The sequence below is a fragment of the Vibrio sp. V12_P9A6T4 genome (assembly GCF_963874835.1).
Classification (GTDB): domain Bacteria; phylum Pseudomonadota; class Gammaproteobacteria; order Enterobacterales; family Vibrionaceae; genus Vibrio; species Vibrio anguillarum.
In genome coordinates, this window is record NZ_CAWNJO010000085.1 from 1 (window position 1) to 14,680 (window position 14,680).

At 44.8% G+C, this 14,680-nt stretch carries 12 protein-coding genes; 8 read left to right on the top strand and 4 right to left on the bottom strand.

The annotated features are described in order from the left end of the window. The first annotated feature begins 505 nt into the window (after nt 1-505). Complete coding sequence (locus AACQ42_RS14010; RefSeq protein ID WP_026027796.1) at nt 506-850, top strand: helix-turn-helix domain-containing protein; 345 nt, start codon at nt 506-508, stop codon at nt 848-850. Here AACQ42_RS14010 and AACQ42_RS14015 read toward each other — a convergent pair whose 3' ends face one another. From AACQ42_RS14015 to AACQ42_RS14025, 3 genes are read right to left on the bottom strand one after another with little or no spacing between them, the layout of a single operon-like run. After that, nucleotides 851-1,579, bottom strand: coding sequence for a hypothetical protein (locus AACQ42_RS14015; RefSeq protein WP_094164809.1), 729 nt, complete (start codon nt 1,577-1,579; stop codon nt 851-853). Beyond that, nucleotides 1,576-3,507: a lipase family protein gene (locus tag AACQ42_RS14020; RefSeq protein WP_094164810.1), complete on the bottom strand. Its 1,932-nt coding sequence runs from the start codon at nt 3,505-3,507 to the stop codon at nt 1,576-1,578. Before AACQ42_RS14020 ends, AACQ42_RS14015 begins: the two co-directional genes overlap by 4 nt. A 2-nt stretch (nt 3,508-3,509) precedes the next feature. After that, nucleotides 3,510-4,370 carry a DUF4123 domain-containing protein gene (locus tag AACQ42_RS14025; protein WP_094164816.1) on the bottom strand — a complete coding sequence of 287 codons (861 nt, stop codon included), beginning with the start codon at nt 4,368-4,370 and terminating at the stop codon, nt 3,510-3,512. A gap of 509 nt (nt 4,371-4,879) precedes the next feature. On the opposite strand from AACQ42_RS14025, the gene ylqF reads away from it, so the two are divergent. The 6 genes from ylqF (at nt 4,880) to AACQ42_RS14055 (ending at nt 11,682) form a co-directional block, all read left to right on the top strand. Next, entirely contained in the window at nt 4,880-5,824 is a 945-nt protein-coding gene (gene ylqF / locus AACQ42_RS14030) for a ribosome biogenesis GTPase YlqF (protein WP_013868498.1), read from the top strand. A 224-nt stretch (nt 5,825-6,048) separates the two neighbouring features. Then, entirely contained in the window at nt 6,049-7,194 is a 1,146-nt protein-coding gene (locus AACQ42_RS14035; RefSeq protein ID WP_013868497.1) for an efflux RND transporter periplasmic adaptor subunit, read from the top strand. Beyond that, the gene (locus tag AACQ42_RS14040; protein WP_094124340.1) at nt 7,184-8,470 is read left to right on the top strand and encodes a TolC family protein; all 1,287 of its coding nucleotides are present in this window, start codon (nt 7,184-7,186) and stop codon (nt 8,468-8,470) included. The genes AACQ42_RS14035 and AACQ42_RS14040 overlap by 11 nt, the downstream gene beginning before the upstream one ends. Beyond that, entirely contained in the window at nt 8,467-9,684 is a 1,218-nt protein-coding gene (locus AACQ42_RS14045) for an ABC transporter permease (RefSeq protein ID WP_094164811.1), read from the top strand. Before AACQ42_RS14040 ends, AACQ42_RS14045 begins: the two co-directional genes overlap by 4 nt. Nucleotides 9,685-9,686: 2 nt before the next feature. Beyond that, complete coding sequence (locus AACQ42_RS14050) at nt 9,687-10,970, top strand: ABC transporter permease (protein WP_094164812.1); 1,284 nt, start codon at nt 9,687-9,689, stop codon at nt 10,968-10,970. Beyond that, nucleotides 10,963-11,682, top strand: coding sequence for an ABC transporter ATP-binding protein (locus AACQ42_RS14055; RefSeq protein WP_094164813.1), 720 nt, complete (start codon nt 10,963-10,965; stop codon nt 11,680-11,682). The genes AACQ42_RS14050 and AACQ42_RS14055 overlap by 8 nt, the downstream gene beginning before the upstream one ends. A 132-nt stretch (nt 11,683-11,814) precedes the next feature. On the opposite strand, the gene AACQ42_RS14060 is transcribed toward AACQ42_RS14055, so the two are convergent. After that, on the bottom strand, nt 11,815-12,801 hold the full coding sequence (locus AACQ42_RS14060) for a CobW family GTP-binding protein (protein ID WP_094164814.1): 987 nt from the start codon (nt 12,799-12,801) through the stop codon (nt 11,815-11,817). A 492-nt stretch (nt 12,802-13,293) separates the two neighbouring features. Between AACQ42_RS14060 and clcA the strand changes: the two genes are divergently transcribed. Then, nucleotides 13,294-14,658, top strand: coding sequence for a H(+)/Cl(-) exchange transporter ClcA (gene clcA / locus AACQ42_RS14065; protein ID WP_094164815.1), 1,365 nt, complete (start codon nt 13,294-13,296; stop codon nt 14,656-14,658). The last annotated feature ends 22 nt before the right edge of the window (nt 14,659-14,680 follow it).

Genomic DNA, 14,680 nt, shown 5'->3' on the forward strand with positions numbered 1-14,680 from the left:
CAACCAGAGGCATCACCCATTCCTGAGCGACTTTAAACACTAAAAATCAATAACCCCAAAACCCAAGAAAAACATAACTTATTGTATTTTATAGAAATTAAATACAATAAGCTTTTATTAGGCCGTATTCGACAGGTATTATCTGACCGTAAAAACGCCACGACTCATCAGTGTAATGATTAAAATAACTACAGAAAATCCTTAAAGCAGTTTAATCAGAGCCACGCACTAATTTTCAAACCAAAAGAAACAACAGGAATATTACAAACCTGCTTTCAGTATAAAAACCCATAAAGCAGGCTGTAAGCGCTACTGAATCACGCTTTACATTTTTTGAGACGGTGGCTCGATATCAAACAGGAAGAATCCGAGAGCAAGAAAGAGTTTTGGTAGGGAAATTGATTAAAAATTTAAACTGGCCTTAACCTCTCATTGACACTACCTCAACTCGTTTTTGTCACTCTGTACACCACCAATAAAGGTGATAACAAAAAGAGGATGGACTATGGTGTTTAGCGAAGAGGATCGCCAAGCCTTATACAATGTATGGATGTCACAAAAGGCTAAAATGCATTTGACTCAGATGGAGATGGCTAAGCGACTTAACCTTACTCAACTTGAGTTCTCACATCTTTTACGAGGGGATAGCTCTTTATCGATGACGTTTATCAGTCAATTCTGTCGTCATCTACATATTGAGCCGCACAGGGTACTACCGAGTTTGAAACAGACCGCCACCAGCGAGGTAAAAGCGATCTGTTTAAAAAACCGAATAAGTGTTGATGGTGATATCCAGCATGTTTCTATAGAAGGTAATCAGGTGATCATTGAATACATTCATTATGCCTAATTATTGCGCTACAGCGACTTGTTCTTGCACTAACGGCTCAGAGCGGTAATTCTCACCGGCTAAAATATCGTAATGAATCACGGTGTCATTATTGAATTTCGAGAAATCATAATAAGCGCTGTAGGCGTTGAATTCTTGATCTTGACTTTTTCTCTTACCATCAATGTAGTAATAACAACCAAAACCATTTGTCCATTGATTGAACTTTTCAGAGTAATATGCGCCACAATCCTTTGCGACAATTGATAAATCAGGCTCAATTGCTCGATTATAATATTCTTTTCCTGCCTGTGAAACGCGCAACTGAGCAAAGCCAGCACTGCCAAATGAGTTATAAGCCTGAATAGAAAAATCTCTTAATTCCACTATACAATTTTGTGAATTTTTATACGTTTTAAAAGGGATCCTAAATTCATAGTTTGAATCATCTTTAGCAAAATCATGCGTAATTTTCTGGCTTATCTTTCCTCCTTTATGGGCTTTTTGACCAAATAAATCGTAGGAATAAGCCTCACACTCATCTCCTGTCACCCAAAAATGAGTCCAAACTTCTAAATAAGCATCTATAGGCTTTTTGCCTGATATAGTAATATAGGACTCATCAGGTTCATCGCCCCAAATATTCGGTTGAGAAGTCTGGTAATAATCATACCCAAGAAAAAACAATGCGATAAATAGTACAACAATTGATATTCGCTTTTTCATTGTGAGGTTATTCAATAACTTCATTGTAGCTGTTCCTTAATTTCATCAGGTAATGTTTTCTGCGCTATTAATAGTTTTGCTAAAGGTAAACGCTCAGGGTCAGAGACTATCTGCTTGAGCTCTCCTCTTATTTTATTGCGATTCTCTATTAGTTTATTTATAGAATTCATCTCATTCATCAAACGTCCGATGCTCAACGCTGGTGTAGCATTTCCTAAAGATTCAGCCCAAGTTTGTTTAACGGTGAGATAATTTCCCTGTAAAGTAGCAATTTCTTGGTCGAGAGCTGATATTGCTTGTTGGTAATGCACCATTAAACTTTCATTACTTAAAGAATACATTTGTTGCCACAAATTAGGGATATAATATTCCATTCCATGTTCTGCAATTGAAGCATCGGACAAGCTATTTACCAAAGTAACAGAATCATTGCTGGCTAATTTTGCCAGATCTAGCATAGTGATTTGTGTTTGCCTTGGCGTCAGTAAAATCTGGTCAGAATCATTATAAGTTAATAACTGCGATAAATGACCATGGTGGAGATAATTATCATCGTCGTTATCGGTGAGCATTTTCTTAATCAATGTTATACCACTACTAAATACATCCCATTTATCGAGTCCCTCTGTAAGATCGGTATTTGCCCATATCATGGGGATTTGAGCAACTAAATCGTGGTTATTAACATGACGATAATGCTGAATATCTTGGTAGCGAATAACAAAACTGCGCGTTCCCGTACGTGGCATTCCATATGTATATAAACGCAATACTGAAGGATGATAACGATCTTTAATCAGTGCACTTAGTAACAATGCACCAGCACCACCTAAACTATGACCACAGAGATAAAATCGTTTAGTAGAGTGATTTTTTAAAATATCATCAGCTAGTAGTGTATTTTTCCACAACGCCATCGAATATTGATAAAACCCTCGATGGACATACGTTCCACCAAACTCTTCGGGGGCGATTTGAGCGGCATCAAGGTCCGTTATAATAAGGTCTTTCATTCCTGGTGAATCGGTAGCACTTTCTACCTTATCCGCAATCACAGCCGCCATACCTGAAGCCGCTTTTATAATTTTAAATTTAGTGTTATTAACAGGTGGCTTCTTACTCTGGAAATAAGGCTCTGTACCTCTCACACCTATAATCGCCAATTCATCGTTAAAGATGATGTAACCTTCACTGCCGACATCATCCTCGGCATAATATTGAGCACTTAAAGCTCTGCTGTATGGTATTTCTTCTAGTAGCCATTTCGCCTGTAAATCCCCAGAATAAGCAGGTCTTTCTTTTCGCTTTAACTGAGAAATTACCGTACTAATCGCACCCTGATTATCTGTTGTCTTACCATCATCCCTACTAAAATCGTTAGTCGCATAAGCCAATTTGGACAACAACGCAAAGGTATAACTATTCACCAAACTAAATTCATCGGTATCAATAATCACTGGCATATAACTGCGCAGTGCTTTGATTTCGAAAACGTAACTTTGGTTGTGGCTAAGGCTGAACCCTGCTTTTTCCGCAGAGGCATTGGTATCTATCCCTTTATGATGCTCTTGTAAAAACTCATCTTGCGGGGCTTCATCCCAAAAATCACCGATGGTAGTGCTGTGATACCGTTTCGGGCTTTGCTCAGCAGCATCACGCTCTGCCGATGCGCGGGTTTTCACTGGCGACTCTTGCCCTTCTTTACGGCTGGCGTACTTTTCGACTTCGCTTAACAAAGAGGCTTGGCTGACACAAGCGCGCCATTCACCTGCGGCAATATTTGCAAATAATACTTTACCAGCGCTGGTGGTTTGCGTGTGTGTGTTGGAGGTAATTTTGTTCGTAATGGTGACGGCAAGGCCATCAATCGGTTCATCGTTTTCACTCATGAACTCCAGTTCCAACCAGTTTTTCTCTGGGTTGCACTGCACGCAATGGTTAAATGAATCCATGATTATCCCTCATGTTGTAATTGGCGACTTAAGGCATGCAGAGCGTATTTAATCTCTTCATTTTGATTGTCTTTGATCAGTTCTATCATGCTAGGCTGAGCCAAGTATTCGTTGCCCATAATCGCCGCGATGGCCGCACTCATCACACGATACGTTAAGGTTTGCTCAGCAGCAGAGAGGAACGGTGTGAGCATGGAAGCGATATCACTCCCTTGCGTAAGATGCTGGTCCATTGCCTTGGGGAAATGCTGCCATAACCAAGATTCAAGGTTAGCTTTTAACAAAGGTAAGTTCTCTTGTTTATCAAGATGATGTGCTTTTATCACCCACCAAGAACCTTGCTGAGCATTAAATGGCGCGTGCGAGGTGTTGTCAAACGTGACTAAGTGGCCTTGATCACGATCGTGGCCTTGGTCTCCATTATCTAATGCAGCCAATTGATTGATATTACCCAAAAACTGGTTCACTTCTGATTGGTCCATTCGCGCTAACATAGCAATAATGACCGACCTATCGTAAAAGCGAAACATTACTTCCTCGCCCTCTAATCCGGCAATTAATAAACTGCGAAGATGCTGCAAAACTTCATCACTCACGGCATGGCTTGACAGCCCAATACCCTTTTCAAGTAACGCTTCAGGGAGCGACAATACCGATTCAGAAACAGGGATTAACCATGGAGAGAGTGGCATCACCTCAGTAAACATTGCACCATAAAACAGAGGCACGGCTTCTTCAAATCCAAAGCCCCCATTTTGCTGTAAGGCCTGCTTATGAAGCTTACGATCAACTAACCAATAGCGATGATTTTGCTGCTGTTGAAACCAAGAGAGGATCATGACGGTTTCCCCTGCGTAGAGCATAATCTTACGGCTGGCATATGGGCTTGCTCTGCGTTTAATAACGCTTGGTAAGAAATGGTTCGAAGAGCGGCTGGCATGGTTTGGTCCTTTTTCGTGAATCACATCGCATAATGTAATGCCTCACTAAGCAAAAGCAATGCCAGTGTTAAATTATTATATTTCAATAGGTTAACTTTGGATTTCTGACTACTTGAGCAATAAATTGCTCCGCTGGGCAAAAACTTGCTTAACCAAGCACGATCTGACCGAATTTTTGCTCGGTTCAGTGCTCTCTCACCGACAAGAGATGTAACTGCACGAGCGTCGTCAATCCTAAGTCATCTCATCATTGACAGAACACGTAAAGTTCACCGCACAGCTTAGATTCCAGCCTCGCCAATTAAATGTTAACATCATCACATCTAAAACTGCGGTGGTTATCAGTAAACCTTGTTGATGATTCTCATAAACATCAATAAAAACTCTCTTCCTCCACCAGCAGAATTTTTACATTAAAAGGCAGTTTTCAAATGGTTAACAACACAATTCAATGGTTTCCGGGACACATGCATAAAGCACGTAAGGAGATCGAAGAGGTCATTCCGCAAGTTGATGTGATTATCGAAGTGTTGGACGCTCGTATCCCGTTTAGCAGCGAGAATCCACTTATCTCCCATTTGCGTGGTAATAAACCGTGTGTGAAGGTACTCAATAAACGTGACCTAGCAGACCCTGAAATGACGCAATTGTGGATCGACCATTTTGAGAAAGAACAAGGGGTGAAAGCAATGGCGGTAACCACGTCTAACCCTCAAGAAGTGCATAAAATCATGGAGCTTTGCCGTAAGTTGGCACCACATCGTGAAGAAGTGGGGAAAAATATTCGCACCATGATCATGGGCATCCCGAACGTCGGTAAATCAACCATCATCAATACGTTAGCCGGTCGCGCTGTGGCTCAAACAGGTAACCAACCCGCCGTTACTCGCCGCCAACAACGTATCAATTTGCAAAATGGCATTGTGCTGTCCGATACTCCGGGAATTTTATGGCCTAAAGTGGAAAACCCACACAGTGGTTTTCGCCTAGCTGCTACTGGCGCGGTAAAAGATACTGCAATGGAATATGAGGATGTAGCCTTTTATACTGTTGAGTATTTAGCGCAAGCTTATCCTGAGCGTTTGCAAGAGCGTTATCAAATCGATGAGCTACCTCAATCTGATGTGGAATGGATGGAAGAAATTGGCCGCAAACGTGGTGCTCTGCGCCCCGGTGGCCGTATTGATCTGCACAAAGCGTCGGAGATCCTACTGCATGAGTTACGCCAAGGTATTCTCGGCCAAATTACTCTTGAACGCCCTGAAATGATCACCAAAGAGTTAGTGGAAGTGGAAGAACGAGCGGCTAGGGAAGCCGAGGAAAAAGCAGCCAAAAAAGTAGAGCGTCGTAAACGTTATTTGCGTAATAAGCGCTAAATTCCTCTCGGATCCCTTCTACGCTACACCTCATTTCTACTATTACCATCAGGGCGGTCAATGATCGCCCTTTTCATCAGAACAGACAACTGCATGCTGTTTGCTATTTCTAGCTGACATTATCATGACAAATCAATACAGGTTTTTATGCGCTACTTCTATAGCATGAAGGAACCTTCTGATGACACTCAAGTCATACCACCATTGTTTATTTTCTCCTTGATATGGAATTGTTCATGAAAAAGCGTTGGGCCATCGCGGTAATTAGCGCCGCCTTAATCAGCGGGGGCTATTACCTAACTACCAATAGCAATGAATCTCTCTCGGCTTTCCCCACTCTGACGGTCGAACAGGGAAATATTGCCAAACAGGCAATCGCTGTTGGCCAAATCGTGCCAGCTCACTCGGTATCTATAAAATCGCAAATTGAGGGGATTGTCGGTGAAATTTATCATCGGGTCGGTGAACAAGTTACCTTGGGCACGCCTTTGATCAAAGTGCGTCCAAATCCAACACCGCAAGCGTTAACCGACGCAACCACTGCCTTAATGCAAAGTGAGGCGAGCTTAGATTCCGCCAAACAGACGCTGGCAAACTTGCAGCAGTTAGTTGAACAAAAGATTGTGCCGGAAAACTACGGTGAGCTAATCCAAGCAAAATCAGAGCTGAAATCAAAACAAGCCGAAGTGCAACAAAAAAGGCAGAACCTTGAGCTGATCCGCAGCGGTGAAGCATCGGTTGGCGATTCGAAACTCACGTCCACACTCGTCGCCCCCATTGATGGCACCATTTTAAACCTAAAAGTGGAAGTAGGAGAGCCGATCATTTCCACTGCCTCAAGCCAAGCGGCAACTGAAATGATGTCGATTGCTGATATGAATGACATGATTTTCAAAGGCAGTGTCAGTGAACATGATGCGGCACAACTCGCCGCAGGGATGGCCGTCAACTTAACGTTAGCACCGTATCCAGAAGCAGAAATCAGCGGCGTATTAAGCAAAGTTGCGGTTCAATCTGATAAGTTGAATAACCCTAGTGATACTAAAACGACTAGCTTTGATAATGGATTTGAAGTGGAGATTAACCAGATTCGCTTTCCTGACAATATGGTGATTCGCTCGGGCTTTTCTGCTACCGCACAGATCACATTAAAGAGCGTGGAAAACGTCATCACCATTCCAGAACGCGCATTACGATTTAGCGGTGAAAAACCTGAAGTCTTGATTCCAGATCAGTCAGAACAAGGTTACCAAGTGCGCGCCGTAACCTTAGGTTTGTCCGATGGCATTAATGTGGAAGTGATTGCGGGTTTATCAGCGGACGATGTGATCATCGACAACAGTTTATTCGGAGGCAAAGATGACCACTAAGCGCCCTTTTCAACGTAATGCGCTAGCAGCCGCGCTAATGACGTTCTGTGGCGCGGTGACTTTTTCAGCTCACGCCATCACTATTGAACAAGCTTGGCAAGCCGCCAAAGCTTTTGATCCTACTTATTCACAAGCGCAGATACAATCTCAAATCAGTGAAACAGAGGTCCGAAGTACCAAAAGTGCCTTGCTGCCTTCTTTTAGCCTCAGCGCGGATACCTCATGGGATGACGATGGCAACAACACTAAAGGCTATGGTGCCACATTAAGCCAAACCATTTGGGATAGCGCTAATTGGGCACAGCTCGACCAATCTCAAGCAAGCTATGTGGCATCACAATTAAAAGTGAAGACTGCACATAATGAGCTGGCTGCAACATTACTGTATGCCTATCTCGATCTCGCCAGCGCACAAGGCGATCTACAACTTGCTGAGCAAAAGTTCGTAGAAGGTGCAAAACTGCTGAAGATTACCGAGCAGCGCTACAAAGCAGGAAAAATTCGATCAACGGCATTGGAAGACATGCGTGCTAACCACGTCGATGAGCAAGCCGATATACTCAGTGCGCAAGCCGCTCTAGAAGAGAAAAAGTCAGCCCTTATCGCGCTCATCAATCAAGACCCACAGCACATTGACCAAATTAAAACGACCGACCTCATTGAACCGCCAATGCAGGTCAGCAGCGAAACTGAATGGTTAAAGCTTGCGCAGAATAACAGCCCTGAGTTATTGGCTGCCCAGCAGGAAGTCGCCGCTTCTGAATTTGGCCGAGATGCAGCCAAAGCCAAATATTATCCCACCTTATCTGGCAGTGTTTCTTACCAAGACAATGATCAGGGTCGAGATGGAGATCTCAGTGCAGGTTTAAGCTTAAAAATTCCGTTGGATTTGAATGGTTCCACGCGCGCCACGGTCGATCAGGCTGCGCTGCAAGTCTTAAGCGCCAAGCAAGTACTGCGCAAGGTAGATATCGAGATTAAACGCAAAATTCAAAGTGGCTTTAGCCAAATCCATCTGGATTGGCGACAAGTGGAGATGGCTCAGTTACAAGTCCGCTCAAGAGAGCAAGCTTTAAAAAGTAAACAAACCGTTTATGAGTCAGGAATGACCGAAGCTTCTGATTTGATTGACGCCCATAACGCTCTGTTTAACAGTAAAAACAGTCTACAACGGCGATTGTACCAATATTGGAAGCAGCGGATTGGCCTGCTGCAAGCTGCTGGGCAGTTAGATGATGACGTGATCGCTTCGCTCTCTCAGGCTCTGCACTCATGATCTCAAGCCTACAGCAAGTCGTGCAAACGCTGCTTGCCCATCGGCTACGCAGCGCCCTCGCGGTCATTGCTATCGTTTGGGGTATTGTTTCTGTTTTAGTGCTCGTTGCCTTAGGTGAAGGATTTTATCGCGTCAATACACAATCTTTCGCGCTGTTAATGAGCGATACACAAATGGCTTTCCCCAGTCAAACCACCAAACCTTGGCAAGGCCTTGCGGCAAGACGAGCGATTACCCTTTCAGAGCCGGAAATGCGCGCTTTGGCACAGCACCCAAACATCAGCGCATTATCAATTATCTACGGAAAATGGGATGCTAAAGTGACGAATGTAAAAGGCCGAATGCTTCCCGGTTATGTCAGCGGGATCGACTCTCAATTTTTAGCATTGCGCAACTTGCAACTGACCGCGGGGTCACGCGGCATTCACGCCAGCGATCAGCAAAACCATTCCCGAATTGCGGTGGTTGGTTGGCAGTTGGCACAAGTTGGTCAGCTATCTATTGGTGATACGATCAAAGTCAATACCATTCCCTTCTCGGTTGTCGGTATTACTCAGCAGCAAGAAGGGGGCATTTCTATAAACAATGAAAACAGCCAAGTGATGATCCCAAGCAGCGCTTTTACTGATCTTTGGCAAAGTGAGCCTGAATTTTTCCTTGTGCAGCCCGCCGCAGGGATACCAGCAGCGGTATTGCGCATGAACATCCTCTCTTTCTTCGCCAAACAGAAACATTTTGATCCGAGCGATACTGAGGCCATAAACCTACCTGACTTCAGCAGCGGCGCTCAATTTTTCAATGCCTTGTTTCGAGGTATACAACTATTTTTAGGGGCAAGTGGAGCGATGACGCTTGCGGTCGGCGCTTTGGGCGTCGCCAATATCATGTTCCTTTCTGTCACGGAAAGAACGCGGGAAATTGGTGTGCGCTTAGCCATTGGCGCAACACCGAAGATCATTTTGCGCCAGTTTATTTTAGAAGGTGGGTTGCTAGTGGCATTAGGTGCAGTGTTCGGAATGCTCCTCTCCTATCTGGTGGTACTATTACTGAATTACATCGGCTTACCTGATTGGCTCGGCGAACCAGTCATCACTGTGCCAGCTCTAGGCTGGTCACTGCTCGTCACCACGTTGTTTGCACTGCTGGCTGCTTATTTCCCAGCAAAGCGTGCCGCTAATCTCACCCCCGTCATCGCCTTAAGTGCGAGGGCTTAATAATGATGTTACCTATCAGGCAAATTTATCAAGAGATGGCGGCCGAAAAACTGCGCTTGCTACTCACTATTTTAGCGGTGGCTTGGGGTACACTTTGCATCGCCACCATGCTCGCAACAGGCGAAGGATTACGCCAAGGGCTGACACGCTCATCACAAAGTGGCAATGGCAATTTACTCTATGTGACCGGGGGTTATGCCAGCCAGACCGCCGGACGCTTTTTTGAAGGGAAAGCCCTCTCTTTGCAAGCGGATGATGTTGAGCTTGTTCGCGCACTGCCCTTTATCCAACGCGCTGAAGTCAGCGCACAATGGGATAAACGCGTCAGCAATCAAGACAATGGCACCTGGCAGCGCCCACTAGCGGTTAACCCAGAATATCAGTCTTTAACTGGTATTGAGATAGCCAAAGGAGGGCGATGGATCAACCCGCTCGATAATCAACAGCAGCGTAAAGTGGTTGTACTCGGTTATAACGCCGCAGTGCAATTGTTCAATTCTGAGGATGGTTGGAGTTGGCTGGAACCCCAGACGCTGAGCATAAACCCCGTAGGTCAATTGATAAAAATAGGTGATGAAAACTTTACCGTTATCGGCGTGATAGCGCAGACAAGTGCAGAGGTAGAACAAGGAACCCCTATTGACTACGCGGTATTTGTGCCTTTTCGCACTTGGCAACGTTTTAACCCCAACGCAGCGATTGCAGCGATCAATGTGCAGCTCAATGCCACGGTTGATCGCGAAAAAGCCGCGCAAGTGATTAAGCAAGTGATCGCCAGAAAGTACGGTGCCAGTGCTTCAGACGCGCAGATCTTGCAAGTCGAAGACATGCTACTGAGGCAAAAAAGCATGCGCCGTTTCTTATTCGGTCTACAAGGCTTTTTGGGCATTATTGGGCTCATTACCCTCGGCGTAGCAGGTATTGGTATTGCCAATGTCATGTACGCCACGGTAAAACGATCCACACGAGACATCGGTGTACGAATGGCCGTCGGAGCTACGCCAACCACTATTAAACTCCATTATTTAGTGCAAGCCTTGCTCACGATGTCACTTGGCGGTTTAGCTGGCTTAGGATCCACTTACGGGCTGATCACCTTATTAAGATACGCTCCCTTAGAAGGCAATATGCTGTTTGAGCAATTAGGGAAACCCTTACCCGAACTGTCGTTTTCGATTGTCTTTCTTGTGATCGCGGCACTGGCGATTGTCGGTGTGATTGCCGCGTGGTTTCCCGCCAATCGCGCGGCTAGCATTACGCCATTAGAGGCATTACAAAGTGAATAAACAAAACTTACCGAACCTTGTTCAATTGACCAATATCAGCAAGCACTATCACAGTGGTGAAGAGTTGGTCAAAGCATTAGACGGCGTTTCGCTATCGATTCAAAAAGGCGAATTTCTCTCTATTCTAGGGCCATCAGGCTCGGGTAAATCAACCTTAATGAATATCCTCGGTTGCTTGGATGTTCCTACATCGGGTGAATATCAGTTGGACGACAAGGCGGTCGCCTCGCTCAGCAGCCATCAATTGGCTCATATTCGTAATCAAAAAATTGGCTTTGTTTTTCAAAGTTTCAACCTGCTCGAATACGCTAATGCTCTCGATAACGTCGCCCTACCCTTGGTCTATCGCGGAGTAAAATTAAAAGAGCGCCGAGCACGTGCAGCAACACTATTAGAAAAAGTGGGGCTTGGCGATCGCATGCAGCATAAACCCAACCAGCTCTCGGGGGGGCAAAAGCAGCGGGTGGCGATTGCGCGCGCGTTGGTCAATGATCCGCAAATTATCTTAGCTGACGAACCGACAGGTGCGTTAGATTCAAAATCAGGCGCTGAAATTGAAGCCCTGTTCAATGAGCTTCATCAAGAAGGACGAACGCTTATTGTCGTCACTCACGATCTCGCATTAGCGAAGCGAACTCACAGAATAGTGAATATCAAAGATGGGCAGATTTTATCTGATGAACGCGTTGATCACGCAACAAGGCAGCCATAAATAGCTCAACGCATTATAAGAAGTTATAAAGTGAACGAGAAAGACGAAGCCGTTCCAGTTCGCCTTTCTTAGTTCATTTTTTCTTTGTTCTTTCTTTGTTGGTTTTTTCTTTGTTGGTTTTTTCTTTGGATCCTATTGAGAGATACCCGCCAATTTCAGCAATACCGCTTCGAGTTGATCCCATGGCATGAGCTGTGAGTCAATCACTTCTAAGCGTGATTCAAACCCTTCTAAGCTCATCTCATTCACTGAAACGACTCCTTGGTTGATGTTGAAGGCGTAGCATCCTTCATCGGTATTGACGACCGCCTTAACACGTTCAGCGGTCAGGGCACTCAGCATAGAAAAGAGCTCATCAAAATCAAAATGGTATTCAGCGCCGATTAACCAACCACAACTGAAATAACCTTGGCCCCGATTTTCTTTGCGCACAAACGCTTTACCCGGCTGTAAGGCAAACTGTGGTTCTAACGAAGCATGATGATGGTGATGCGCTTCAATATGAGTAGAAGCGGCGCCGTGAAGACGTTCAATATCTAATAATTCTAAAGGCAACTCACCTTGCTTGACTAACTTGCTAAAAATCTTCGCGGGTGATTGATCAGTCACCCAGTCATTAAACGCATCCACATCAGCACTAGTGCATTGATCCACTTTGTTGCCAATCACCACATCACCACTGGCCAATTGGTCATTAAAATTTTGGTTGGATGTGTATTTTTCATTACGCAAGTTGCGCGGATCCACTAAAGTGATCGTGGCTTTTAAATCGACATACGGTGCATATTGATCAGAAGTTAAAGTTGCCACCACTTGCTTAGGGTGCCCAAGCCCTGTTGGCTCAATTAATAGACGATCGGGCTTTTGCCTAAGTAAGGCGTTAATTCCAACAGACATAGGAACACCCGCGGTACAGCACATACAGCCGCCCGGTACTTCTTTGATCAGCGCGCCTTGGTCAGACATCATCGCCCCATCAATACCAATTTCTCCAAACTCATTGACCAACACCGCCCACTTTTCATCAGCAGGTTTATTCTTCAATAAATTCAAAATGGCCGTCGTTTTTCCTACACCAAGAAAACCGGTAATAATGTTAGTTGGTACTTTTTTTGTCATGTCAGCACTCCTTTTGCGGCAGTATATACCGAAATAAGAAGCCAGTGCATGGTTTGCCAGTTAGACAGGAACAATGAGCCGAGGTACATAAACGACAAAAGGCGCACTACGGTGAGCGCGCCTTTCCCCTCGTAACTCAATCGTGAGTTCGCGAATCGGGAGGACTATAGATGCAACCCGATCATAAACGAGGACATAGAATTGAAATATTGCTGATTCCATCCAAATTGTAGGTAAGGCTTGAATTCCTCCCTGTACGATATCTGAATCTGCCTTACGTTTTAACTATGGTTCATTTGGCTGGCTTAGCAAGGTTCAATCTCTGTTTTTTTAACTCATTTTAAACTCAGATCTCGTTTTTAGTAGAGAATCTCTCCATCTTCCAGATATGAAAATCAACATTGCAGCTTTGACGCTATAGTTAATCACTTTGGCGCGTATAATTCTGTAACAAAATATGTTCACATTTTACCAATCGAGGCCCTTTTTTACATGACCAAAAGAGAGAGATTGAAACAGTCACTGCTTGCAAAAGTTCCAAAAGATACGATTAACCAATTTCTCTCTAAGGACAAAACACCACTCTCAATCCTTTTTCTTTCGCTCATTGTCGGTATTCTTGCTGGGATTGTTGGTACTTACTTTGAGGCCGCTGTGCACTTGGTTTCGGAAACACGCACCGAGTGGTTAAAAAGTGAGATTGGTAATATCTTACCCTTGTGGTTGGCCGCTTTTCTTATCAGTGCAGCGTTGGCGTTTATCGGTTATTTCCTTGTGCACCGGTTTGCGCCCGAAGCCGCCGGTTCTGGCATTCCTGAAATTGAAGGCGCGATGGATGGTATGCGCCCCGTTCGTTGGTGGCGAGTACTGCCAGTGAAGTTTTTTGGCGGTATGGGCGCCTTAGGTTCTGGTATGGTTTTGGGACGTGAAGGGCCCACGGTTCAAATGGGGGGAGCCATTGGCCGAATGGTGTCGGATATTTTCCGCATCAAAAATGACGATACCCGCCACTCACTCTTAGCCTCTGGCGCAGCTGGAGGCCTAGCTGCCGCATTTAATGCGCCGCTGGCGGGCATCATGTTTGTGATAGAGGAGATGCGCCCGCAGTTTCGCTATACCCTCATTTCAGTACGTGCCGTCATTGTCTCTGCGGTGGCGGCAAATATCGTCTTTCGCGTGATTAATGGCCAACATGCTGTGATCCAAATGCCGCAATATCAAGCACCAGAGCTAGCTTCACTGTGGCTGTTTCTGCTACTTGGGGGACTGTTTGGTATTTTCGGTGTGCTATTCAACCGTTTAATCACACTATCACAAGATATTTTTGCCAGAATTCATCGCAATGATCGTAAGCGATATTTACTCACGGGTTCACTATTGGGAGGCTGTTTTGGCTTAACTTTATTGTATATTCCAGAATTGACTGGGGGTGGCATCTCACTGATCCCTAATATCACCAATGGTGACTACGGTGCCGCTATCTTGCTGCTTTTGTTCATTGGTCGTATTTTTACCACCTTGATCTGCTTTGGTTCTGGTGCTCCGGGCGGGATTTTTGCACCAATGCTGGCATTAGGTACTCTGTTTGGTTACGCCTTTGGCCTGATTGCGCAAGAACTGTTACCACAATTAGCGATTGACCCAGGAATGTTCGCCATTGCAGGCATGGGTGCACTGTTTGCCGCAACGGTTCGCGCACCCATTACAGGTATTTTGTTAGTTATTGAAATGACCAATAATTATTATTTAATTTTACCGCTGATTATTACTAGCCTTAGTGCGGTTATTTTCGCTCAATTACTTGTCGTCCAACCCATTTATAGCCCGTTGCTGCATCGCACCTTGAAAAAGCCCTAGCTGCAGCAACTCGATCTTCCAC

Bases quoted from the DNA above. Each gene is read 5' to 3' on its own strand.
- AACQ42_RS14010 (WP_026027796.1), top strand. From the start codon at position 506: ATGGTGTTTAGCGAAGAGGATCGCCAAGCCTTATACAATGTATGGATG.
- AACQ42_RS14015 (WP_094164809.1), bottom strand. From the start codon at position 1,579: ATGAAGTTATTGAATAACCTCACAATGAAAAAGCGAATATCAATTGTT.
- AACQ42_RS14020 (WP_094164810.1), bottom strand. From the start codon at position 3,507: ATGGATTCATTTAACCATTGCGTGCAGTGCAACCCAGAGAAAAACTGG.
- AACQ42_RS14025 (WP_094164816.1), bottom strand. From the start codon at position 4,370: ATGCTCTACGCAGGGGAAACCGTCATGATCCTCTCTTGGTTTCAACAG.
- ylqF (WP_013868498.1), top strand. From the start codon at position 4,880: ATGGTTAACAACACAATTCAATGGTTTCCGGGACACATGCATAAAGCA.
- AACQ42_RS14035 (WP_013868497.1), top strand. From the start codon at position 6,049: ATGGAATTGTTCATGAAAAAGCGTTGGGCCATCGCGGTAATTAGCGCC.
- AACQ42_RS14040 (WP_094124340.1), top strand. From the start codon at position 7,184: ATGACCACTAAGCGCCCTTTTCAACGTAATGCGCTAGCAGCCGCGCTA.
- AACQ42_RS14045 (WP_094164811.1), top strand. From the start codon at position 8,467: ATGATCTCAAGCCTACAGCAAGTCGTGCAAACGCTGCTTGCCCATCGG.
- AACQ42_RS14050 (WP_094164812.1), top strand. From the start codon at position 9,687: ATGATGTTACCTATCAGGCAAATTTATCAAGAGATGGCGGCCGAAAAA.
- AACQ42_RS14060 (WP_094164814.1), bottom strand. From the start codon at position 12,801: ATGACAAAAAAAGTACCAACTAACATTATTACCGGTTTTCTTGGTGTA.
- clcA (WP_094164815.1), top strand. From the start codon at position 13,294: ATGACCAAAAGAGAGAGATTGAAACAGTCACTGCTTGCAAAAGTTCCA.